Source organism: Seonamhaeicola sp. ML3, assembly GCF_023273855.1.
Taxonomy (GTDB): domain Bacteria; phylum Bacteroidota; class Bacteroidia; order Flavobacteriales; family Flavobacteriaceae; genus Seonamhaeicola.
This window is the reverse complement of sequence record NZ_CP096884.1, coordinates 2,834,269-2,857,318: the sequence shown is the minus strand read 5'-3', so window position 1 is coordinate 2,857,318 and position 23,050 is coordinate 2,834,269. Positions and strand designations below refer to the sequence as shown.

The window sequence follows — 23,050 nt, the reverse complement described above, 5'->3', positions numbered from 1 at the left end:
AACCTATGAAACGTATAAAACATTTTTTAATCGCTATTGCACTGACTTGTTGTGCCTCGGGAATTGCTCAGCAGCTTCCCCAGTTCACACAATACATGTACAATACTATTTCCATAAACCCAGCTTATGCTGGTAGCAGGGAAGCGTTAAGTATTAATGGATTACATAGAAGCCAATGGGTTGGTTTTAGAGGCGGTCCAATTACACAAACGTTATCGATTCATACACCACTTAGAAATGATAGGATAGGCCTAGGGTTATCGTTCATTGAAGATGATTTGGGTCCTCAAAACTTTACTTACTTGTATGCCGATTTCTCATATGCCATTCCTACAGGAAGCAACGGTAAATTAGCATTTGGTATCAAAGGAGGATTTACCCAATTTAGTTTCGATACAGATTTTAGACTCGACCAAAATAACATAAATGACCCATTGATTTTTGGTATTGAGGACAGATGGACCCCAAACATTGGTGCTGGTGTATATTGGAGTACCGATAGAATTTATGCAGGTTTATCTGCACCTAGAATTCTTAATAACGACTTCAGTAATAGGTCTGATGAGTTTGAAGCTTTAGAAAGAATAAGTTATTATTTCACATTAGGAGGAGTATTTTTCATAAATGATAATCTAAAATATAAACCATCCGGCCTTATAAAAGCAACCAATGGTGCTCCAATTTCTATAGACCTAGCATCTAGCGTATTAATTAATGATAAAATCTGGATTGGTGGTACTTTCCGAATTAACAGATTTACTGAGGCATATGGTGTATATAGTGACTTTCAAATTTCAAGACAATTAAGAATTGGATATGCTTATGAAAAACCTTTATCTGATATTGCTTCTTATACCTCTGGAACCCATGAAGTTCTGTTGATATACGAATTCAAATTCTTAAGTTCTAAATTAAAATCACCAAGATATTTCTAATCCAAATCTTTGTATGAGATTAAAACATTACATATTAGTTTGTATCGCCCTAACCCTAAGTACCTTTTCGTATGCCCAGCAAGGCAAACAAAGAAGAGCCGATACGCTCTTTAATAAATTTTCGTTTGTTAAAGCTGCAGAAGTATACAGGGAACTTATTCAAAAAAATTACAATAAGGATTATGCCACTCGAAGATTAGCCGATTGTTACGCTTATCTAAGGGATCCTAAAAACGCTGCACGGTATTACAAAAGCGTAGTAAAACAGGATAATGTTCCTATTAATTACTACTATAGTTACGCGCAAGCATTACGAGGTATAAAAAAATATAAAGAATCTAATATTTGGCTACAGCGATTTAAAGATTCAGGTGGTGTTGTAAATGCGAATGACTTTTCTAAAGACATCAATTTTATAACAAGTATTTTCAATGCAAAAAAACAGTACTTTCTAGATCGTGTAAGATTTAATTCAAAATACAGCGATTTTGGAGCATTCGAACATGATGGTAAGGTATATTTTGCTTCATCGAGAGATGAGGGCGTATCCATAAAACGACTGTATGGCTGGAATGAACAACCTTTTCTGGATGTTTATGTTACCGATGTTGGTTCAAGAAAAAAGGTGGATCACACTTTTAAATTAAAAGGAGATGTAAATTCTATTTACCATGACGGCCCAGTTACTATCACCAAAGATGGTAAACACATGTATTTTTCAAGTAACAACTTTACGGATAAGATTGAGAAAAAAGACCGTAAAGGCATGACCAACATGAAAATTTACCGGGCAACATATAAAGACAGCATCTGGACAGATATAGAAGACTTATCAATAAATAGTGATTTGTTTTCTACACAACATGCGGCTTTAAATAACGATGATTCCAAACTTTACTTTTCATCAGATAGACCTGGTGGATATGGCGGTTCAGACATATACGTCGTAGATATTAAATCTGATGGCACACTAGGTGAACCAAAAAACATTGGAAATATAATAAACACAGAAAGTGCAGAAGGATTTCCATACATAAATCAAGAAGATGTACTCTTCTTCTCTTCTGATGGTCATACAGGTCTGGGTTTACTAGACATTTTTGCTACCATAAAGAATGAAGAAGGCGATTATGTAGACGTAGTGAACTTAGGTGTACCTATTAACTCAAATAAAGATGATTTCTCATTTACGATGAGTCCTAATGGTATTACAGGATATTTCGCTTCTAACAGAACAGGAGGTCGAGGATCTGATGACATTTACGCGTATCATCGAGAACCAACACTACATGTAGAAGGTGTTGTTTCTGATGCTATAAACATGAATCCTATTGCAGGAGCTAAAATTACGTTATTCGACGATAAAGGCAATCAAATTGCCTATATGGAGACTGATGAGAATGGGTTTTACCAAATAAACATAGATAGAAATCAAGACTACAAGATAGTTGCCAATCAAGACAAGTACATTGAAGACTATAGAAACTTTACTTCTAAGAACATTCAAACTGAACTTGTTACTATTGATGCTAATCTTCTGTTGAATCCGGTTCAGGATGTTGTAAAATTAGCTGAACTTAATACCATTTATTTTGATTTCGATAGTCATAATATTCGTAAAGATGCAGCCGAGGAATTAGATAAAATTGTTGATTTAATGACAAACGATTATCCCGAAATGGTGATTAGAATTGAGTCCCATACAGATTCTAGAGGAGCATTAACATATAATGATAAATTATCTATAGATCGAGCCAATTCTACATACGAATACTTGATTAATAATGGAATAGACCCTGCCAGAATCACTGCCCATGAAGGTTTTGGTGAACGCAGATTAACAAATGGTTGTGAAGATGGACAGAATTGTGAAGAAGAAGAACATCAATTAAACCGTCGTACACAATTTATTGTTGTAAAAATGGAATAAATCTCATGTAACCAAGAGCTGATTGCTTTTGAAACATAATTGAACTTTAACCAGTAGATTTTTAATTTAAAAAAGACCCCATGAAATTAAAAAATTACATAATAGCTACTACTTGTTTTTTATTGGGCTTTATGGCCTTTGGACAATATGGCTCTCAGAAAAGAGCTGATAATTTGTTCAATAAATTTGCGTTTGTTAGTGCTGCAGAAGTTTATCACGAACTTTTAGATAAAAATTACAATGCAGATTATGCAACAAGGCAATTGGCAGACAGTTATGCATTAATGCGTAATCCTGATAGTGCCGTTGTATATTACAAAAAGGCAGTTGCCCAAGAAAATATCCCTATAGAATATTATTATAATTATGCCCAGGCTTTAAGAGGAATTAAAGACTACAAAGAATCTCGTATTTGGTTAAAAAAGTTTAAAAATGCCGGAGGTAAGATTGATGAGAACAAATTCACTAAGGACAACGATTTTATTAGTTCTATATTCAATGCTAAGCAACAATACTTTTTAACCGATGTAAACTTTAATTCGGAATACGCAGATTTTGGGGCCTACGAACATTATGGTGACATATATTTTGCGTCTTCTAGAACCACAGGGGTATCAACTAAACACATTTACGGGTGGAATGAAGAACCTTTTTTAGACCTTTACAAAACTCAAAGTAGAACTGACAGTATTGTTGACCACAAATCTAGAGTAAAAGGTGATGTTAACTCCATTTATCACGAAGGACCACTAAGTATCTCCAAAGAAGGAAATACAATGTACTTTTCAAGAAATAATTTTAATGAAAATATCCTTGGAAAAGACGCTAATGGTGTATCCAATCTTAAAATATACAGAGCTTCTCTGGTAACAGGTGAATGGACTAACATTGAAGAGTTAGCTTTTAATAGCGATAACTATTCAACAGGGCATCCTGCTTTAAGTCCAGATGAGACCAAGCTGTATTTTACTTCCAATATGCCTGGTGGCTACGGAGGTTCAGATATTTACGTTGTAGAAATAAACGATGATGGCACTTTTGGAACACCTCAAAACTTAGGAGATGTTGTAAATACCGATAAGAATGAAAGCTTCCCTTTTGTAAATAGCGAGGGAACCCTATTCTTTTCTTCCGATGGGCATTCCGGTTTAGGTATGCTAGATATTTTTGGAACAGCTTCAGATAAAAATAATACCATTACAAATGTTGTAAACTTAGGCACACCGGTTAATTCCAATAAAGATGATTTTTCGTTCTTTATGAACGAAGATGGTTTATCTGGTTTCTTTGCGTCTAATAGAGATGGTGGAGTTGGCGGTGACGATATCTATGCTTACGATAGAATTCCTCAACTTGTTATTGAAGGCACCATAACCAATGCCAATGATAATAGCCAAGTTCCTAACGCTCTCGTTACCTTAAAAGATAGCGAAGGAAACAAAATTGCTGACTTAATTTCTGATGAAGATGGGTATTATGAGATAAACATAGATAGAGATGCAGACTATATTCTTGATACTAAAAAAGAAGAGTATATAGATAACGTACAAAACATTACTTCAAAAGGTATAAAAAATAGCATTACCAAGTTAACTAACAATATTGCGCTGCAGCCAGCACCAGAAGATATCCCAATAGAAGAGCTCTACCCTATTTATTTTGACTTTAACAAGTACAATATTAGAAGAGACGGCACTGTTGAGTTAGATAGGATTGTAAACCTTATGACCAATGTTTACCCCAATATGGTTATAAGAATAGAATCTCATACAGACTCCAGAGGTACAGAAAGCTACAATAACATGTTATCTCAAGAAAGAGCCAAAGCTACTTTCGAGTATTTAGTTAATAATGGTGTAGATGCTTCTAGAATTACAGATTATCAAGGCTATGGTGAACAAAAATTAGCTAACGACTGTGGAGATGGTTCCAACTGTACCGAAGATAAACACCAATTAAACAGAAGAACACAATTTATTGTTGTGAAGATGAAATAAAACTTGTCATTCCTGCGAAAGCAAGAATCCATTTAATAAAAGCCATCAAGAGATTTTCTTTTGATGGTTTTTTTGTACGATTTTTTTAAATTTAAAAATATGAAGTAATAGGTGTATTTATCGATTTCTTGTGTTTAATGCTCAATACGAGCTCAAATTCTATTTTTTTAATTTAATCATGAAAAAAAAGATTAACTCTACATTTTATTTTTTTCAATATTTGGTAGCTCGAATTATTTTAATAGGTGGAATTGGATTTTTGATTTTCAGTTTAATAACAAAAGAAATCGAATCAATAATTTTCTGTTCATTATTTTTGATTTTTGGAGTTTATGTTTTAAAAAAGCGAGTTCCTAAACCAACAGAACTTTCATTTGACCAAGATTTTCTGTATCTCGACAAGTTGTCAGACCCTATTAAAATCAGAGATATTGCATCTTTAGAAAATGGAGAAATAAAATATAACTCAAACGGAAAAATGACCAAAATTAGCTTACCTGAATTTTATTACATAGATAAAAATTACAAAAAACTTAAAGCGGTCATAGAAAACAAAAACACTAAATCATAACAAAGTATATAAAAATTGCTTGTTATAGTTTTATCAAAATTAGTTGTTTTTGCAAGTACTTATTTGGAAAATTCCTTCGGAATTTGAAAACAGTTTAATTATATTCCAATTGTCATAAATCACTTAAGCGAGATATAAAAATGAAGATTTACCTATCAAAAACATATTCTGATGAAGATGGAGCTTTTGCAATAGAGGGAAAACATGGAATTATTTATGGAACTAAAGATGACATTTTGAATTTGTGTTCCTTTTTTAAACTAGTGGAAAGTCATATAAATGAAGACGAGAACTGCCATATGCAATTTCGTGACTGCTTCACAAATTGGAATAAGAAGGAACATATTGATTTAGAAATTAATCTTATAAAATGAGTTGGGATTTTCTACTTTTAAATTTCTCAAATAAATTCCAATCAGTTGCAAACTTATATAAGAATCTAAGGAAATCAGCTAATTATAGTCATATTTTAAATCGGTAAAAGGCTATGAAATCTCAAGCCTCTCAATCATAATTAATCTAAACAAACATTAAATTTGATACAATTAAAAATTTACGGGGGGTTTAACAGTGGATTAAAAGTCTATTCTGAAAATGATGTAGTATTATTTTCCAATGTTAGCAAAAATTGGCCTGAGTCGGATTTTATTAATATATATAACGGAAAAAAAACACTAATCACTTCAATAAAACATATTAATCGACTATTCAAAAACAAATTTGAAATTTTTAGTCAAACACTAGACATAAAAAGTATTAATCAATCCGCCACAAAAGGATACATTGAATTAGACAATGGAGACATTATTAAATTCAGCTATAGTGCAACAAATTTTTTTACAAACCCTTACTTAAAAATTTTTTGTAATGGTATTGAAATTGGAAAATTAAATAATAGAAAGTTTGGATTTAGTTTGAACTACAAGCTATTAATAAGAGATGACTACACAGATTTTTTATATTATATTTTAATATATATTTTGGCTACTGAATCGAATAAGGATTATGATTAAAAAAAATACTTTTTAAATAAAACTTCATCAATAAATAATTCATCTGAGAATACAAAAACCCTTTCGTAAACGAAAGGGTTTTATACCTAAAGCTAAATTTAATAACAAAAGTTATTAATATAACCTATTTAATTTTTTGATCATGCGTACAATACCTCTAAAGCACAACATTGCTACCAATCAGTTAATTAAATACGATTATTTTATGAGTTGCTTATTTACTGAGCAACTTTATTTTTTAATAAATATATTGGTAAAATACCATCTGCCTTTTTCGTTTTTCTCGGCAGATACATCACAATACGAAAAGTCTCCTTCTATATTTGCTCTATGAGCATCGCTCTTTAACCATGCATTTACAACGGTTCTTGCAGAGCTATATCCGTAAGCTACATTTTCTGAAACTCTTTTAGCACCAGCATTTTCTTTTAAAAAACTGCTTCGTGTAAAGAAATTATCATGAGATACTTCTCCAATTTCCAACATATAGTCTGTATGGCTAAACGCTACGGATTTAACAATTTTCATATCACCTAATGGCTCTAATCCAAGAGACAGGCGGTGATTATTAATTTCTTCTAAAATCTCAATTTCAATGGTCTTGGTTTGGGGTGTGGTAAGCTCTAATTCTAATGTTTCCACTTTTTCATCGTAAGTCTCAGAGGAACATGAAAAGCTGAATACGGTTAGTATTGTCAATAAAGACAACATCTTTAATAACTTCATAAGTAGGTAAATTTAGGTTTGGTCCTATAAAGCTATTAACAAGAAATGTTGTTACAATGTATTCGGTATTAAAATCGATAAACGACACTTAGTGTTTCGATAAAAAACATTTTTAATCGATTAAGTGATAATTTTTGAAGCTAAAAATGTATTTAATCAGAATTTTTAAGGAGATAAACGATCAATGGCCCAATTGTAATCTGATTGAAGTTTATAGCGAACTCTATCATGGAGTCTGTTTGGGCGTCCTTGCCAAAATTCAATTTCAACTGGTCTAACCAAATAGCCGCCCCAGTGGTCGGGTCTTGGAATTTCTATCCCCTTATACTTTTCTTCTAATGCGGTAAGTTTAGCCTCTAGAGATTCTCTATTTTCAATAACTTCGCTCTGATTAGATACCAAAGCACCTAATTGACTGCCCCTTGGTCTAGACTCGAAATAGCCATCGCTTAAATTTTCTGCTATTTTTTCGGCACTCCCCTTTATTATTACCTGCCTTTCTGCTTGGTGCCAAAAAAACGACAGACATACATTTGGGTTGTGGGCTATCGCTTTACCCTTTTCACTGGAATAGTTTGTGTAAAATATGAATCCCTCATGCGTATATTTTTTAAGAAGCACTACCCTGCTCTTAGGATATCCATCAAGACCTATTGTAGAAACGGTCATGGCATTGTTTTCATCCTGTGGAAAAAACTTATCAACTTCATAAAACCACTTTTGAAACAGTTCCAAAGGGTTTTCAGGAACATCCTTTAAAAGAAGTTCATTCTTTTCGTAAGACCTTCTGTAATCACTTAAATCATTTTCCATCAGTTGTTAGTTATGAGGTTTTAAACGTATCAAAAATCGAATACTTTGCCATCTTCTGCAAGTTCAACAGTATCAAAAACGGTTTTAGCTTCAATTTTAAAATCGTTTATATCTTTATATCGCGTTGAATAATGACCAAGTAACAACGTACCCACCTTAGCTTTTTTTGCTATAGTTGCCGCCTCCTTAGCCGTAGAATGTTTTGTCTTGGGAGCTAGGTGGGCTTGAGTCTCTAAAAACGTAGATTCATGGTATAGCACATCGGCAGACTCAATTATCGGGATAATATCTTCCTTGTACATGGTATCGCTACAAAACGCATAGCGCTTTGGCTTAGCTGCCGGCTTTGTAACGGTATCATTTTTTATGGTTTCGCCGTTTTCGTTAACAACATCGAATCCTTGTTTGAGTTTACGATAGTACGACACATCTATATTTGCCTCTTCTACCGCATTTATATCTAACTTACGCTCACCTTCTTTTTCTTTAAACAGAAAGCCATTGGTATATACTCTATGATTTAATGGTATTGTATGTACCTCTACCTTTTCGTCCTCAAAAATTAGTTGCGATTCTTTTGAGGTCAATTCGTGGAAAATCAGATTATAATTGGTCCAAGAATCGGCCAATTTCATTTGAAGCGTAACCACCTCTTTAATACCTTTTGGACCATAGATATGTAAATCTGCCTCTCTACCAAGCAACCTAAACGTTGATACTAAACCCACCAAACCAAAAAAGTGATCACCATGCAAATGAGAAATAAAAACATGTTTGATTCTATTGAACTTTATTTTATGTTTTCGTAATTGCACCTGAGTTCCCTCGCCACAGTCTATTAAAAACATGTGTCCTTTTACCTCAAGGACTTGCGAAGTAGGATTGGTTAAAATTCTTGGAGTGGCACTGTAACAGCCTAAAATAGTTAACTTCAATATCTATTAGAGTTAATGGTCTTTCTTATTTTTTCTAGTTCGCTCTCGGCTGGAATTCTATTAGGAATTGATCTAATTATCATTTTAGTTCCTTGATTTGAGAACACTTCAATATTAAAAAATTTGTCCTTGTTCTGATTAATCTCAAGATTTTTTATTCTAGAAATTTTTAAACATTCCTTTTTTGAAAAATAACCAATAAAGTCTGTATAAATACCCTTTTTTATAACACCATCACTAATGGAGACTCTTCTTCTTATCTTAAAAAGTGAAAAAAGAAGTCCAGACAGTACAAAAGAGCATATACCCATGTTATGTATTTCTGTCTCTAAATTAAAAATGAATTCGGATAAAATGGAAACTGAAAGGGAAAAAATTAAGTATAGGGCATACGATATCAAAGGATGAACTAAATCTTCTTCATGTAAAATGACATCTTTAAGCCTCATATAATTAAAATCCTAAGTCGCGTTCCATCTCCTCCATTTCAATAATATCGTAAGCTTCTTGAAGTGTTGGTACAACAACTATTTCATCGGGTATCTCATCAAAATCAACCTTGTTGGTAACAATAACAAAAGAGTGTTTAGCGGCTCGATGATTATTCGATATTTCTAAAAACGCTATGAGTTCTTCAAGAGGAATCTTAGTTAAAGTAGTTAAATTTACAATTACGTTGTTGTTTTGAAACTTAGGATATAGAGCTTGTAGCTTTTTAACCAATTCTATTGTGTTTGCTTTCTCTTGAGTTACAATAGTCGTATTTCCGTTTTGATCTATAATCATAATATCCTATTGCTTAATTTTAGAGGCCAGTAAGTAAATAACTGCCATTCTAATAGCTACCCCATTTTCTACCTGGTTTAATATGATAGACTGAGATGAATCTGCTACATCACTCGTTATCTCTACGCCTCTATTAATTGGTCCTGGATGCATGATGGTGATATCTCTGTCAAGAGAATCCAATAATGCTTTATTTACGCCAAACTGCTGTGTATATTCTCTGGTTGAAGGGAAATAACTAATATCCATACGTTCATTTTGAACCCGTAACATATTGGCTACATCACACCAATTTAGTGCCTTTCTCAAGTTTGTCTCAACTTTTACGCCTAGTTTGTCAATATACTTTGGCAGTAATGTTTTTGGGCCACAAACCATAACTTCTGCGCCTTGTAACTGTAAGGCGAAAATATTTGAAAGTGCCACTCTACTGTGTAAAATATCTCCCACTATTACAACTTTCTTACCTTCTACATCACCAAGCTTTTCTCTAATGGAATAAGAGTCCAGTAGTGCTTGGGTAGGATGTTCGTGGGCTCCATCTCCAGCATTTACTATACTGGCATTAACATGCTTGGATAAAAAGATACCTGCTCCGGGATTTGGATGTCGCATCACTACCATATCTACTTTCATAGATAAGATATTATTTACTGTATCTATTAGCGTTTCTCCTTTTTTAACAGACGACTGTCCGGAAGAAAAATTTATTACATCTGCAGATAAACGTTTCTCTGCCAACTCGAAAGATAATTTTGTTCTTGTAGAGTTTTCGAAGAAGAGATTAGCGATAGTAATATCTCTAAGTGATGGCACTTTTTTGATGGGCCTATTAATGACTTCTTTAAAATGATCGGCCGTTTCAAAAATTAATTGAATATCCTTTTTGTTTAGATATTTTATTCCCAATAAGTGATTAACACTTAATTCACTCATATTATTCTATTATTTTTCAATCAAATAAACCACATCTTCGCCTTCGTTTTCCAACCAGTGCACAATTACTTTTTCATTGTTTATGGCGTCGACTTGTCTTCCACGGTAGTCTGGCTGAATTGGCAAATGCCTACTAAAACGTCTGTCTATAAGGGCTAACAACTCTATTTCGTTTGGTCTTCCGAAAGATTGAATAGCTGTTAAAGCTGCTCTTATGCTTCGTCCGGTATATAACACATCATCTATAAATACTATATTCTTATCTTCAACGAGAAATTCTATTTCAGTAGCATTGGCCTTTAAGGTTTTATCACCTCTTCTAAAATCATCTCTGTAAAACGTGATATCCAGATGCCCAAATTTAACATCTTTAACCTTGTAATCCTCTTTAAGGATTTTAAGGATTCTTTCTGCTAAAAAAACACCTCTAGGTTGAAGACCAATAAGCACTGTATTTGAGAAATCGTTATGTTTTTCAATAAGTTGACAAGCCAATCGGTGAAGAATGATGTTTACCTCTTTTGTGTTAAGTAAAACTTTTTGACTCATATAAAATCCAAACGTCTTTGGAGTACAAAGGTAATGTAAAAATTTAGAAGTTAAAATATAAAACCACTAGTTATAAGCAATAAGTATATACAACAAAAAAGCCTTCAGTTTCCTGAAGGCTTTTAATTTTATGGATTCCTGCCTACGCAGGAATGACAAAAGAAATTTGATTATTTCTTCCCGTCTAACTTATCTTTAAGAGCTTGTAATGCATCATTAGCGTCACCTAAAGTAGGCTTAGCTTCTGCTGCAGCAGCGGCAGCTTTCTTAGCAGCAGCTTTTACGTTTTTAGCTTCTTCAGCTTTAAATATAGCTGTGTGAGATGCTACAACACGTTTAAACTCTTTATTAAATTCAATGATTTTGAAATCGGCAGCTTCACCTTTCTTCAACTTAGAACCATCTTCTTTCTCCATGTGTCTTGATGGAATGAATGCTACGATATCCTCATTAAACTTAACCGTTGCGCCTTTGTCTACAACTTCTTCAATAGCTCCAGAATGCGTAGAATCTAAAGCAAATTCAGTTTCGTATTTATCCCAAGGATTTTCGGTTGTTTGTTTGTGACCTAAACTTAATTTACGTCCTTCAACATCAAGTTCTAAAACAAGAACCTCTAATTTATCACCTACAGCACAGAACTCGCTTGGGTGTTTGATTTTCTTAGTCCAAGATAAATCAGAGATGTAAATCAATCCGTCGATACCTTCTTCTAATTCAACAAATACACCAAAGTTTGTGAAGTTACGTACAATACCAGAGTGCTTAGATCCTAATGGGTATTTAGAAGTAATGTCAGTCCATGGGTCTGGAGTTAATTGCTTAATACCTAAAGACATTTTACGCTCTTCTCTATCAAGAGTTAAGATAACAGCTTCAACTTCGTCACCAACAGCAACAAAATCTTGAGCAGAACGTAAATGTGTAGACCAAGACATTTCAGATACGTGAATCAATCCTTCAACACCATCAGCAACTTCAATAAATGCACCGTAATCTGCGATTACAACTACTTTACCTTTAACTTTATCACCTACTTTAACCTCTTCTGCAAGTGCTTCCCATGGGTGTTTGCTTAATTGTTTTAATCCTAATTGGATTCTTGATTTGTTTTCATCAAAATCAAGGATTACAACATTTAATTTTTGGTCTAATTCAACAATCTCGTTAGGGTGGTTAATTCTAGACCAAGAAAGGTCTGTAATATGAACTAATCCATCTACACCACCAAGGTCGATAAATACACCGTAAGATGTGATATTCTTAACAATACCTTCTAATACTTGACCTTTTTCTAATTGACCAATAATTTCTTTCTTTTGCTCTTCAATATCAGCCTCGATAAGTGCTTTATGCGACACAACTACGTTCTTAAATTCGTGATTGATTTTCACAACCTTGAACTCCATAGTTTTATTTACATACTGATCGTAATCTCTAATTGGTTTAACATCAATTTGAGAACCTGGTAAGAATGCTTCAATTCCAAAAACATCTACAATCATACCACCTTTAGTTCTGCACTTAACAAAACCGTTTACAATTTCACCAGAATCGTGGGCAGCATTTACGCGGTCCCAAGCTTTAATTACTCTTGCTTTTCTGTGAGATAATACTAATTGACCAGTTGCATCTTCACGTACGTCAATTAATACTTCTACTTTATCTCCAACCGCTAAGTTTGGATTGTAACGAAATTCATTAAGAGAAATTACCCCTTCAGATTTGGCATTGATATCGATGATTGCATCTCTATCTGTAATGTGAATTACTGTACCATCTACAACTTCATCGTCTAAGGTGTCTACGAAGTTTTCTGCTACTAATTTCTCAAATTCTTCAAGTTGCTTACTGTCAACCTCATCAATACCTTCTTGGTAATTGTGCCAATTGAACTCTTCTAAGAATTTTTCTGGATTTGCTTGAGCTTCAGATACTACTGGAGCTTCTTCTACTGCTGGTGTGTCATTTACTTCAACCTCAGCATTTTTTGCTTTTTCAGCCATTTAATAAGTAACAATGCTCGATTTTATCTTATTTTAAAATCCTATTGCATTGTGATTTGTATTCTGCATGATTTGGAAAGAATTAAGCAAATAACACGCAGAAGTGTTAATTTTATTATTGTTTCGGCCCTTTTATCTTTCCTAAATTCGCTAAAAGGAGCGCAAAAATAATTATTATTTAGCTAATTACCTAAAAATGAACTTATAATATTTATAGTGACCAAATTTTATTTCCTGTGTCTAATTTAACAGAAACTTAAAAATCAATTAATGTTTTTCTAGTAGGGAAATTCATTATATTGTGAATTAATAACAAATAAATATTTAACAAACATGGCAGTAAGAGAAAAATATCAAGCAGTACTAGATTTAGGTGAATCTTTGAATGTACAAAACGGAGATGTACAAGTAGACGGAGACAAATTAAAAGTTTTTGGAACAGCAAACACTCCTTATGAAAAGAACTTAATTTGGGATAAAATAAAAGAAATTGGAGGAGAAAATCCTTCTGATATCATGGCGGATATTAAAATCGCAGATGAAAGTGTTTACCATAGACACGTTGTACAAAGCGGTGAAACACTGGGCAAAATTGCTAAACAATATTATGGAAATGCTATGAAGTACAAGGAAATTTTCGAAGCGAATACCGACATACTTAAAAACCCAGACTTAATTCATCCAGATCAAGAATTAATTATTCCAAATCTATAAATGATAGTTTTATATATAGATCTAAAGCGGTAATTGCTTTAAAACAAAGAACCTTTCGTTAAATCGAAAGGTTCTTTGTTTTTAGCCTAATATTAATTTTGAGAAAGCCTTACTTATCTTCCAAAACTTTGTTTACAATGTTCAATACTTTATCAAACTGTTCTTTAAGCGATAAGTGTGAATTATCTATCTCTATGGCGTCCTCTGCCTTAACCAATGGGGAATCTTTACGCGTAGAGTCTAAATAATCTCGCTCTTGAACATTTTTAAGTACATTTTCATAAACAACTTTATCTCCGCGCTCTAAAAGTTCTAAATATCGACGTTCTGCTCTAGTTTGTGCAGAAGCCGTCATAAACAATTTAAGTTCGGCATCTGGAAAAACTACCGTTCCAATATCTCTTCCATCCATAACAACACCTTTGTCCTTACCTAATTGTTTTTGAATAGATACTAATTTTTTCCTTACTTCTGTAACCGCAGCCACCTTACTAACAAAGCTGGAGACTTCTAAGGTTCTAATAGATGCCTCTACATTTTCACCATTTAAATATACCTCTGCAAACCCTAAGGTTTCATTAAACAAAAAACTAATAGCTACTTCTTCCAAACGTGAAACTAGACCTTCTACATTAAAAGAATTATCATTAATGAAATCTTCCCTCATGGCATATAAAGTTACCGCCCTGTACATAGCCCCAGAATCGACATAAACATAACCTAAATAATTAGCCAATTGTTTTGCAATTGTACTTTTTCCTGTTGAGGAAAAGCCATCTATGGCAATAGTAATCTTATTCATCTATTAATTTTAATGACCCAAAAATACCCGAATTTTATCAATATTTCTTTTTTTGTAAGAGAATCTGTAGTTAATTCAAATCAATTTGCAACCCAAAGAAATTGGAGTTTGCTGCACTGGTGTATTTAGCATGCGTGTAACTAAAACGCATTTTATTCATTTTAATGGAAATTCCAGCCGATAAACCAGAGAAGTTTCTTTGGTCAACTATCCTGAGTTCCTCACCCCTTCTAAAGTTATAACCGAGCCTGATGTTGAATCCTCCTTCTGGAAATATTTCTGCCCCTACTATTGTATGCCTGATTAATTGCCCAAAGAAACCAATGTTTTCACTAAACTGATTACCACTCAAGTCACTAGTAACTCTTGCCGGATTAGGTCTTGATATTGGCCATTCTTGTAAGTTTTCGAAGGTAACATGCCAACGAATGGGCACATGCTCCAGCCTTTGGGATAACCCAAGACTAACTTCGAATGGTAAAGTTTCCTGCAATCCTGCGTAGGTCGTTATTTGAGTCCCAAAATTCCTAACGACCAAAGCCGCATTGAAATCTAGGTATTCGTTAATATATATCAACCCGACATCAACAGCGGCACCAATAGAGGTATATTGTTCTAATTTGGAACTGATAAATTTCACATTTCCCCCTAAATAAAAATCCGAATAGCCTATTTGCCTAGAGTAACCGACAGACAACGCAGATTCACCTCCAGAAAAAGTACCAGTGGGGTTGCCCTGTTCGTCATAACCATCAAAAGAACCGTAGTTAATGTAAGTGGCACCAACATGAAATGTTTGGGTGCGCCTGTCTATAGTGTAAGCGTAAGCTGCAGTACCGTACCCAATATCTCCAAGATAATTTACATAATTCAATGCCAGTTGATTATCCATTTCAACATTGATTGTGGCCGGATTGAACAACCCTTGAGTAACATCGTAATCTACATTAGTTAAAACTTTACCACCTAATGCTGCTTGTCGAGGAGAAGCAATTAAACTGAGAAATTGATACGTGTTTTCCCCTCCAATTTGAGCATAAATTGAGGCACTAAAACAAACGCAACAAAAAGTGATAATTTTTCTTAGCATATTTACGTTACAAAGAAAGTAAATCTATCTTAAAACGATAGTAAGTCATATTTATTTTACTTGAAAACCTGGTTTAGACATGTAAATAGAACCAATAAAAAACCCCGATGAAATCGAGGTTTTATTTTATAACTTCTTAGCCTTTTTAACTTTTTGATTTGTTACTGCCAATTCAATAACTTCGCTCATATCTGTGACATAATGGAAAGTTAGACCTTTTAAATACTCTGCTTTTATTTCCTCAATATCCCTCCTATTTTCCTCGCATAACAGTATTTCCTTGATTTTAGCGCGCTTAGCGGCCAATATCTTTTCTTTGATTCCACCTACCGGAAGCACCTTACCACGTAATGTTATTTCTCCTGTCATTGCCAGACTCCTTTTAACTTTTCTCTGAGTAAATAAGGATACCAAAGACGTTAACATCGTAACTCCTGCACTTGGTCCATCCTTGGGTGTGGCACCTTCAGGAACGTGAATGTGTACATTGTATTTATCGAAAACCTCTGGGTCTATTCCAAACGATTCTGCATTGGATTTTATATATTCCATAGCAATTGTAGCCGATTCACGCATTACTTTACCAAGATTACCCGTAATACTTAATCCGCCTTTCCCTTTAGAAAGAATAGACTCTATAAAGAGAATATCCCCACCAACTCGTGTCCATGCTAAGCCTGTAACTACACCCGCCACATGATTGTTCTCGTATTTATCACGTTCTAGCTTAGGTCTTCCCAATACCTCAACAATGTCTTCGTTTGAAACCTTGACATTGTATTCTTCTTCCATAGCTATATTTTTAGCTGCATAACGTACCATTTTAGCTATTTGCTTTTCTAAACCACGAACACCAGATTCTCTAGTGTAACCTTCCACAATTTTTTCTAATTGTGGCTTTCCTATTTTTAAGTTTGCACTGGTTAAACCATGCTCCTTTAATTGTTTAGGTAATAAATGGCGCTTGGCGATTTCTACTTTTTCTTCAATAGTATACCCCGTAACATTTATTATCTCCATACGGTCCAATAATGCTGGCTGTATGGTTGCTAAACTATTTGAAGTAGCAACAAACATAACTTTAGAAAGATCGTAACCCATTTCTAAGAAATTGTCGTAGAACTCACTATTTTGTTCGGGATCTAAAACTTCTAACATAGCGGAAGAAGGGTCGCCCTGATGTGAATTAGACAGCTTATCAATCTCATCTAACACGAATACTGGATTAGAAGTCCCGGCCTTTTTTAAACTTTGAATGATTCGCCCAGGCATTGCACCAATATAAGTTTTTCTGTGCCCTCTAATTTCTGCTTCATCTCGTAAACCACCTAGCGATATTCTCACATATTCTCGTCCGAGAGCCTCAGCGATAGATTTACCCAAAGATGTTTTACCAACTCCCGGAGGCCCATATAGACATAGAATAGGCGACTTCATATCGTTACGCAACTTAAGTACAGCCAAATATTCTATAATTCTACGCTTTACATCATCCAAACCATAATGGTCTCTGTCTAGGATACTCTTAGCACGTTTTAAATCGAATTTATCTTCACTAAATTCATTCCATGGTAAATCTAAAAATAGCTCTAAGTAATTACGCTGTATGGAATATTCTGCTACTTGCGGATTCATGCGTTGTAACTTCCCTATTTCTTTATCGAAATGTTTAGCCACTTTTTCATCCCAAAGCTTATCCTTAGCTCTTGCTCTCATCTCATCTATCTCCTCATCATGGCTTACACCACCTAACTCCTCTTGGATAGTTTTCATTTGCTGATGCAGGAAATACTCGCGCTGTTGTTGGCTCATGTCCATTTGAACCTTAGACTGAATATCATTCTTTAGTTCCAAGCGTTGAAACTCAACGTTCATGTGTTTAAGCGTCGCAAGAGCACGTTGTTTCAGGTCGTTTATTTCAAGTAAGTTTTGCTTTTCGGCGACTGAAAGATTCATGTTTGACGACACAAAATTCACCAAAAAGGAATTGCTTTCAATATTCTTTATGGCAAAAGATGCTTCACTAGGTATATTAGGGCTTTCCTTTATGATTTCTAATGCCAAATCCTTAATGGATTCTATTATTGCTGTGAACTCATCGTTATTAACGGTAGGTTTTGCCTCGGGTAAATCCCTAATTGTAGCATTCATGTAAGGCTCTTCAGTAAGAACTTCGGCGACCTTAAAACGTTTTTTTCCTTGAATAATAACCGTAACATTACCATCTGGCATTTTAAGCACTCTTAGTATTCTTGCTACAGTCCCCGTTTCATTGATATCTTTAGATGTAGGGTTTTCTACAGACTCATCCTTTTGAGCTACAACACCAATAACCTTACTGCCCTTATTGGCATCTTTAATAAGTTTTATGGATTTATCCCTTCCCGCCGTGATGGGAATAACAACACCAGGAAACAATACCGTATTTCTAAGAGATAGAATAGGTAAGGTTTTAGGAAGCTCCTCATTATTCATCTCTTCCTCATCCTCTGGAGTCATTAAAGGAATTAACTCTGAATTTTCATCGAATTCCTGCAATGACAAACTGTCAAGCGTCATAAAATTAGATTTCTTCATATATGTTTTTAGGTCAATCTGTCATTAAAATCAGTTAACCTCATTTTTTAGTTATTGAACAAAAACCGTAATCAATTGATTAATAGTTGTTTAAAAAACAATAATTGATTACTACAGCTAAATAAGTTCAATACCTGTGCCATAGTGTTAAAATTGAAAGGATTAAATATTACCTGTGCGCTTTAAAACAAAAAGTAATACAATAGGAATAGCTAGCAAGCCCACCATTAGCAAATTCCTCTCGAATATCCACGTTGCTAAAACTAAAGTAATTAAGTAGCCACCTATAGCACCACCAAAGTGCGCATCATGGCCTATATTTCCAATACGCTTTTTCATGCCATATATAGAATACAACAAGTATCCTATCCCAAAAACATAGGCCGGCATAGGAATAACAAAAACTATAATTTGCATTTCTGGTCGTAGCAAAATAGCAGAATATAATACGCCTGTTACAGCTCCACTAGCCCCTACAGCACTATAGTGATATTCATTTTTATGAAAATAAAGTGATAATAAATTTCCAAGTAAAAGACTTCCAAGGTATACAAAAACAAAACCTCCATTACCCAAATAATCTATAACTATACCAGCGAAAAAGAACAATGTTATCATATTGAACAAAAGGTGCTGCATATCAACATGTAAAAAACCAGAACTTATCATTCGTATTTGTTCTCCACGTTGAACACCTCCTACATGAAATTTATACTTATCTAAGAAGCCATAATCTTTAAACCCTTTTAAAGAAACCAAGACATTGGCTGCAATTATTGCGATTGTAATTGGATCTAAATTCCCCATGAGCATGAAACGTTTAAATTGAAATTAGCATATATTTGCGCCTACAAATCTAAAATTAATTCATGCAATTTCTATCATATATTATTGTTTATCCGATTTTATGGTGTATTTCGAAATTGCCATTTAGATTGCTTTATATCCTATCTGATGGACTATATATTTTACTTTATCACGTTTTTGGATACAGAAAAAAGGTAGTAACCGCTAACCTAAAGCTTGTTTTCCCAGATAAAACAGAAGCAGAACTCAATGCTATTAGAAAAAAGTTCTATAAGCATCTATGCGATATGTTTTTGGAAATAGCCAAAACAATGTCTATTTCAGATAAAGCGTTAAAACAACGCTTTGCTATTACCAACCCAGAAGAGTTTAAGCGGCTTGAAAGCCTGAATAAGAGCATCATTTTAATATTTGGGCATTACGCAAGTTGGGAATGGGGCATTGTATTGCAGCATTACATAAATTTTAAAGGTTTTGCGGTGTACAAAAAACTGAGAAACAAATATTTCGATAAGTTAGTTCGAGACATTCGTACAAAATTCAAAACCGATTTAATAAGTACTAAAGAAACCATAAGCACAATAACCAGTACTGAATTGAATGGCACAAAAAGTATCACTGGTTTTTTAAGCGACCAATCCCCCAAGGTTTCAAAAGATGTGTATTGGGGGAAATTTATGGGCATAGAAACGCCTTGTTTTACCGGAGCCGAACGCTTAGCCAAGAAATTGGATTTCTCAACAGCATACTTAAAAATTAATAAAGTAAAACGTGGATTTTACAAAGCTGAAATTATCACGCTAGCGGAAAACTCTAATGCATATCCCGATTACGAACTAACCGATATGTTTTTAGCTGAACTTGAAAAACAAATTTACGAAGCCCCAGAATATTATTTCTGGACGCATAAACGTTGGAAACATAAAAAGCAATAAGTCACTTAGCTTGACGCTAAACTCCCTAACTCTTCAATAAATTTATCGGCAAGATTATCGGCTTCTTCTTGTGATTTAGCTTCAGTATAAATCCTAATAATTGGCTCGGTATTACTTTTACGTAAGTGCACCCAACTTTCTGCAAAATCTATTTTAACACCATCAATCGTTGTTAACTGCTCGTTGTTATAACGATTCTCAATTTCATTTAAAATACCATCAACATCCAAATCGGGTGTCAACTGGATTTTCTTTTTACTCATAAAGTAGTTTGGATAGGTTTTACGCAATGCACTAACCGACATTTTCTTTTCTGCCAGTAAACTTAAAAACAAAGCCACACCAACAAGAGCATCGCGTCCGTAATGTGATTCAGGATAAATAATACCACCATTACCTTCTCCACCAATAACCACTTTGTTCTTTTTCATGAGTTTAACCACATTCACTTCACCTACTGCAGACGCCTCATAGGTACCACCGTACTTTTCGGTTACATCTCTTAATGCTCTTGTAGAACTCATATTACTTACTGTATTGCCTGGTGTTCTACTCAAAACATAATCCGCGCAGGCTACCAAAGTGTATTCTTCTCCAAACATCTCGCCATTTTCATCCATAAAGGCCAATCTATCTACATCTGGATCTACTACAATACCAAAATCGGCATTATGCTTTTTTACCGCTTCCGATAGGTCTGTAAGGTGTTCTTTTAAAGGTTCAGGATTATGTGGAAAATGTCCGTTTGGTTCACAATAGAGCTTAACCACTTCTACACCCAAACGCTCTAACAATAGAGGAATAGCAATACCTCCAGTGGAATTAACACCATCAACTACAACCTTAAACCCTGCCTCCTCAATAGGTTTAACAGTAACCAAAGGTAAATCCAAAACTTCGATAATATGTAAGTCTATATAGGCATCATTAACTGTAATTTTTCCTAAGCTGTCTACATCTGCAAACTCCACGTCTCCACTTTCGGCAATATCTAGAATTTTAGCACCTTCAACTGCATCTAAAAACTCTCCTTTTTCATTTAAAAGTTTTAAAGCGTTCCATTGTTTAGGGTTGTGGCTAGCTGTTAAAATAACACCGCCATCGGCATGTTCCATAGGTACAGCAACTTCTACAGTTGGTGTTGTAGATAAACCAACATTAATAACATGTATACCTTGACCAACCAAAGTATTCATAACCAATTCTTGGATCATATTTCCAGAAATACGAGCATCTCTACCAACCACTACGCGGTAGTTCTCTTTATTTGGCCTGTTTTGTTTCAACCAAGCACCGTATGCAGCAGCGAACTTAACGGCATCAATAGGTGTTAAATTATTACCTACCTTACCTCCAATAGTTCCTCTAATTCCTGAAATTGATTTTATTAATGTCATAGTTTTCTAATTCTAATTTCTGCAAACGTACATATTTTTTTTAGGATGTTTTTTAACTAAACTTAAAAATCTATTCGTAATTTTCTGCGATGAATTATTTGGCCCACATTTATCTATCTGGTGACAACGACCTAGTTACCCTCGGGAATTTTATTGCCGATGGCATTAAAGGAAGCCGCTATAAAAAATACCCTAAAAACATTCAAATTGGCATCCTACTTCATAGACACATCGATACGTTTACTGATGCCCACAAAACCGTAAGACTAAGCACAAAACGACTTCATGAAAAATATGGTCACTATTCTGGTATTATTGTAGACATACTTTATGATCATTTTTTGGCAAAAAACTGGAATAAATATTCAAACACACCATTAGAAGTTTATGTAGAAAATTTTTACTCGTCCCTTAACGAACACTATACCATATTACCAGCACGCGTACAAAAAATGATGCCCTATTTAATTGCAGATAATTGGCTGCTTAGCTATGCTTCTATTGAAGGTATATCACGAGTTTTAGATGGTATGAATAGAAGAACGAAAAACAAATCGAGTATGAATGAAGCTATCAATGAACTCAAGACGTTTTATACCGAATTTGAAAATGAATTCACGTTATTTTTTGATGAACTCATATCTTTTGCTAATGAAAAACTTGAGGAACTAAAAGTGTCGATAAGCTAAACGACTGAATATATTTACAGTTTTTCAATATTTCCCTTTTATTAGAAGGAAATAGTTTATACTTTTAGCTTAGTTATTAGCAAAAACTCCCTACAGTTGGCAAAACGGAAAAAAAAGAACATTTGGAAAATAATTCTAGGTATAGTAGTTTTTCTAACCTTACCCAGTGTGATTTTTTTCGCATTCTTGTACTTTAAATACAACGAAAATTTACCCAATGCCCGAGTAAGTGAAAAAGCCGATGTTTTAGCTTCTAAAATGACTAAAGCACTAAACAAACAAGCCTTTGATAGCACTAAAGTTTTTGAGTGGACATTTAAAAGCAAACGACACTACAAATGGGAAAAACACAAAAATGAGTGTGAAGTCTACTGGAAAGACCATAAAGTAAGATTGAATTTTGATGACAGTACTCTAAACCAGGCCTATGTACATAGTTTCAAGGTTGATGGCGAATTAGCCGAAGAGTTGACCCAAAAAGCTCATCAATACTTTAGAAACGATACGTTTTGGGTCTTTGCACCCTACATGGTTTTTGATGAAGGCGTTAAGCGAGGACTTGTAAACACTCCTGAAGGCGAAGCCCTGTTGGTTACATACAACTCTGGAGATTCCTTTTTGTGGGAGCTTGATGACTCTGGAAAACCCATGTGCTTTAAAATGTGGACAAAAGAGCTTCCTATTGACGGTCTTGAAGCCTCATGGAGCGATTGGACGACCACCGAAAGTGGCGTGCTTTTACCAACATATCACAACATCCTTTTCTTTGGTATGGAGATTAGCGATATTAAAGGAACGCCTTAAGTTTGACAGTTAGCAGTGCTCAGTAGGCAGTAAACACA

Annotated in this window: 23 protein-coding genes; 10 read left to right on the top strand and 13 right to left on the bottom strand. The window is 34.3% G+C overall.

What is annotated here, in order from left to right; all coding sequences use genetic code 11:
- Positions 1-5 precede the first annotated feature (5 nt).
- From M0214_RS12330 to M0214_RS12305, 6 genes are all read left to right on the top strand, one after another.
- Complete coding sequence (locus M0214_RS12330; RefSeq protein WP_248722869.1) at positions 6-935, top strand: type IX secretion system membrane protein PorP/SprF; 930 nt, start codon at positions 6-8, stop codon at positions 933-935.
- 13 nt (positions 936-948) lie between these two features.
- Complete coding sequence (locus M0214_RS12325; RefSeq protein ID WP_248722868.1) at positions 949-2,865, top strand: OmpA family protein; 1,917 nt, start codon at positions 949-951, stop codon at positions 2,863-2,865.
- Between the two features lie 80 nt (positions 2,866-2,945).
- Entirely contained in the window at positions 2,946-4,862 is a 1,917-nt protein-coding gene (locus M0214_RS12320) for an OmpA family protein (protein WP_248722867.1), read from the top strand.
- Between the two features lie 178 nt (positions 4,863-5,040).
- Positions 5,041-5,433 carry a hypothetical protein gene (locus tag M0214_RS12315; protein ID WP_248722866.1) on the top strand — a complete coding sequence of 131 codons (393 nt, stop codon included), beginning with the start codon at positions 5,041-5,043 and terminating at the stop codon, positions 5,431-5,433.
- Between the two features lie 140 nt (positions 5,434-5,573).
- A complete protein-coding gene (locus M0214_RS12310) occupies positions 5,574-5,807 on the top strand; it encodes a hypothetical protein (RefSeq protein ID WP_248722865.1) in 234 nt (77 codons plus the stop codon).
- A gap of 162 nt (positions 5,808-5,969) precedes the next feature.
- On the top strand, positions 5,970-6,446 hold the full coding sequence (locus M0214_RS12305; protein WP_248722864.1) for a hypothetical protein: 477 nt from the start codon (positions 5,970-5,972) through the stop codon (positions 6,444-6,446).
- Positions 6,447-6,677: 231 nt separating this feature from the next.
- Here M0214_RS12305 and M0214_RS12300 read toward each other — a convergent pair whose 3' ends face one another.
- The 8 genes from M0214_RS12300 to rpsA all read right to left on the bottom strand — a co-directional run bounded on the left by M0214_RS12300 (position 6,678) and on the right by rpsA (position 13,197).
- Positions 6,678-7,172 carry a CAP domain-containing protein gene (locus M0214_RS12300; RefSeq protein WP_248722863.1) on the bottom strand — a complete coding sequence of 165 codons (495 nt, stop codon included), beginning with the start codon at positions 7,170-7,172 and terminating at the stop codon, positions 6,678-6,680.
- Positions 7,173-7,337: 165 nt separating this feature from the next.
- On the bottom strand, positions 7,338-7,985 hold the full coding sequence (gene pdxH / locus M0214_RS12295; protein ID WP_248722862.1) for a pyridoxamine 5'-phosphate oxidase: 648 nt from the start codon (positions 7,983-7,985) through the stop codon (positions 7,338-7,340).
- Positions 7,986-8,014: 29 nt separating this feature from the next.
- Positions 8,015-8,920 carry a ribonuclease Z gene (locus M0214_RS12290; RefSeq protein WP_248722861.1) on the bottom strand — a complete coding sequence of 302 codons (906 nt, stop codon included), beginning with the start codon at positions 8,918-8,920 and terminating at the stop codon, positions 8,015-8,017.
- Positions 8,917-9,369, bottom strand: coding sequence for a hypothetical protein (locus M0214_RS12285; RefSeq protein WP_248722860.1), 453 nt, complete (start codon positions 9,367-9,369; stop codon positions 8,917-8,919). Before M0214_RS12285 ends, M0214_RS12290 begins: the two co-directional genes overlap by 4 nt.
- A gap of 4 nt (positions 9,370-9,373) precedes the next feature.
- Positions 9,374-9,706 carry a ribonuclease Z gene (locus tag M0214_RS12280; protein WP_248722859.1) on the bottom strand — a complete coding sequence of 111 codons (333 nt, stop codon included), beginning with the start codon at positions 9,704-9,706 and terminating at the stop codon, positions 9,374-9,376.
- Positions 9,707-9,712: 6 nt separating this feature from the next.
- Positions 9,713-10,642, bottom strand: coding sequence for an aspartate carbamoyltransferase catalytic subunit (locus tag M0214_RS12275; RefSeq protein ID WP_248722858.1), 930 nt, complete (start codon positions 10,640-10,642; stop codon positions 9,713-9,715).
- Between the two features lie 9 nt (positions 10,643-10,651).
- Complete coding sequence (gene pyrR, locus M0214_RS12270; protein WP_248722857.1) at positions 10,652-11,191, bottom strand: bifunctional pyr operon transcriptional regulator/uracil phosphoribosyltransferase PyrR; 540 nt, start codon at positions 11,189-11,191, stop codon at positions 10,652-10,654.
- Positions 11,192-11,361: 170 nt separating this feature from the next.
- Positions 11,362-13,197 carry a 30S ribosomal protein S1 gene (gene rpsA, locus M0214_RS12265; RefSeq protein WP_248722856.1) on the bottom strand — a complete coding sequence of 612 codons (1,836 nt, stop codon included), beginning with the start codon at positions 13,195-13,197 and terminating at the stop codon, positions 11,362-11,364.
- Positions 13,198-13,530: 333 nt separating this feature from the next.
- On the opposite strand from rpsA, the gene M0214_RS12260 reads away from it, so the two are divergent.
- Complete coding sequence (locus M0214_RS12260; RefSeq protein WP_248722855.1) at positions 13,531-13,911, top strand: LysM peptidoglycan-binding domain-containing protein; 381 nt, start codon at positions 13,531-13,533, stop codon at positions 13,909-13,911.
- A gap of 109 nt (positions 13,912-14,020) precedes the next feature.
- Here M0214_RS12260 and cmk read toward each other — a convergent pair whose 3' ends face one another.
- The 4 genes from cmk to M0214_RS12240 form a co-directional block, all read right to left on the bottom strand.
- Entirely contained in the window at positions 14,021-14,713 is a 693-nt protein-coding gene (gene cmk, locus M0214_RS12255) for a (d)CMP kinase (protein WP_248722854.1), read from the bottom strand.
- 70 nt (positions 14,714-14,783) lie between these two features.
- Positions 14,784-15,803 (bottom strand): type IX secretion system protein PorQ, encoded by a 1,020-nt coding sequence (gene porQ / locus M0214_RS12250; RefSeq protein ID WP_248722853.1) that lies wholly within the window; start codon positions 15,801-15,803, stop codon positions 14,784-14,786.
- A gap of 126 nt (positions 15,804-15,929) precedes the next feature.
- Entirely contained in the window at positions 15,930-18,380 is a 2,451-nt protein-coding gene (lon, locus tag M0214_RS12245; RefSeq protein ID WP_248722852.1) for an endopeptidase La, read from the bottom strand.
- Positions 18,381-18,542: 162 nt separating this feature from the next.
- A complete protein-coding gene (locus tag M0214_RS12240) occupies positions 18,543-19,187 on the bottom strand; it encodes a rhomboid family intramembrane serine protease (RefSeq protein ID WP_248722851.1) in 645 nt (214 codons plus the stop codon).
- 62 nt (positions 19,188-19,249) lie between these two features.
- Here M0214_RS12240 and M0214_RS12235 point away from each other — a divergent pair, with 62 nt between their 5' ends.
- A complete protein-coding gene (locus M0214_RS12235) occupies positions 19,250-20,122 on the top strand; it encodes a lysophospholipid acyltransferase family protein (RefSeq protein WP_248722850.1) in 873 nt (290 codons plus the stop codon).
- Between the two features lie 5 nt (positions 20,123-20,127).
- Here M0214_RS12235 and glmM read toward each other — a convergent pair whose 3' ends face one another.
- Positions 20,128-21,519, bottom strand: a complete 1,392-nt coding sequence (gene glmM / locus M0214_RS12230) for a phosphoglucosamine mutase (protein ID WP_248722849.1) — start codon at positions 21,517-21,519, stop codon at positions 20,128-20,130.
- An 89-nt stretch (positions 21,520-21,608) separates the two neighbouring features.
- On the opposite strand from glmM, the gene M0214_RS12225 reads away from it, so the two are divergent.
- On the top strand, positions 21,609-22,208 hold the full coding sequence (locus M0214_RS12225; RefSeq protein ID WP_248722848.1) for an ACP phosphodiesterase: 600 nt from the start codon (positions 21,609-21,611) through the stop codon (positions 22,206-22,208).
- Between the two features lie 96 nt (positions 22,209-22,304).
- Positions 22,305-23,012, top strand: a complete 708-nt coding sequence (locus tag M0214_RS12220) for a hypothetical protein (RefSeq protein WP_248722847.1) — start codon at positions 22,305-22,307, stop codon at positions 23,010-23,012.
- Positions 23,013-23,050 lie beyond the last annotated feature (38 nt).

Excerpts from the sequence above, each read along its gene's own strand:
- M0214_RS12330 (WP_248722869.1), top strand. The coding sequence starts at position 6 with ATGAAACGTATAAAACATTTTTTAATCGCTATTGCACTGACTTGTTGT.
- M0214_RS12325 (WP_248722868.1), top strand. The coding sequence starts at position 949 with ATGAGATTAAAACATTACATATTAGTTTGTATCGCCCTAACCCTAAGT.
- M0214_RS12320 (WP_248722867.1), top strand. The coding sequence starts at position 2,946 with ATGAAATTAAAAAATTACATAATAGCTACTACTTGTTTTTTATTGGGC.
- M0214_RS12315 (WP_248722866.1), top strand. The coding sequence starts at position 5,041 with ATGAAAAAAAAGATTAACTCTACATTTTATTTTTTTCAATATTTGGTA.
- M0214_RS12310 (WP_248722865.1), top strand. The coding sequence starts at position 5,574 with ATGAAGATTTACCTATCAAAAACATATTCTGATGAAGATGGAGCTTTT.
- M0214_RS12300 (WP_248722863.1), bottom strand. The coding sequence starts at position 7,172 with ATGAAGTTATTAAAGATGTTGTCTTTATTGACAATACTAACCGTATTC.
- pdxH (WP_248722862.1), bottom strand. The coding sequence starts at position 7,985 with ATGGAAAATGATTTAAGTGATTACAGAAGGTCTTACGAAAAGAATGAA.
- M0214_RS12285 (WP_248722860.1), bottom strand. The coding sequence starts at position 9,369 with ATGAGGCTTAAAGATGTCATTTTACATGAAGAAGATTTAGTTCATCCT.
- M0214_RS12280 (WP_248722859.1), bottom strand. The coding sequence starts at position 9,706 with ATGATTATAGATCAAAACGGAAATACGACTATTGTAACTCAAGAGAAA.
- M0214_RS12275 (WP_248722858.1), bottom strand. The coding sequence starts at position 10,642 with ATGAGTGAATTAAGTGTTAATCACTTATTGGGAATAAAATATCTAAAC.
- pyrR (WP_248722857.1), bottom strand. The coding sequence starts at position 11,191 with ATGAGTCAAAAAGTTTTACTTAACACAAAAGAGGTAAACATCATTCTT.
- rpsA (WP_248722856.1), bottom strand. The coding sequence starts at position 13,197 with ATGGCTGAAAAAGCAAAAAATGCTGAGGTTGAAGTAAATGACACACCA.
- M0214_RS12260 (WP_248722855.1), top strand. The coding sequence starts at position 13,531 with ATGGCAGTAAGAGAAAAATATCAAGCAGTACTAGATTTAGGTGAATCT.
- cmk (WP_248722854.1), bottom strand. The coding sequence starts at position 14,713 with ATGAATAAGATTACTATTGCCATAGATGGCTTTTCCTCAACAGGAAAA.
- porQ (WP_248722853.1), bottom strand. The coding sequence starts at position 15,803 with ATGCTAAGAAAAATTATCACTTTTTGTTGCGTTTGTTTTAGTGCCTCA.
- lon (WP_248722852.1), bottom strand. The coding sequence starts at position 18,380 with ATGAAGAAATCTAATTTTATGACGCTTGACAGTTTGTCATTGCAGGAA.
- M0214_RS12240 (WP_248722851.1), bottom strand. The coding sequence starts at position 19,187 with ATGGGGAATTTAGATCCAATTACAATCGCAATAATTGCAGCCAATGTC.
- M0214_RS12235 (WP_248722850.1), top strand. The coding sequence starts at position 19,250 with ATGCAATTTCTATCATATATTATTGTTTATCCGATTTTATGGTGTATT.
- glmM (WP_248722849.1), bottom strand. The coding sequence starts at position 21,519 with ATGACATTAATAAAATCAATTTCAGGAATTAGAGGAACTATTGGAGGT.
- M0214_RS12225 (WP_248722848.1), top strand. The coding sequence starts at position 21,609 with ATGAATTATTTGGCCCACATTTATCTATCTGGTGACAACGACCTAGTT.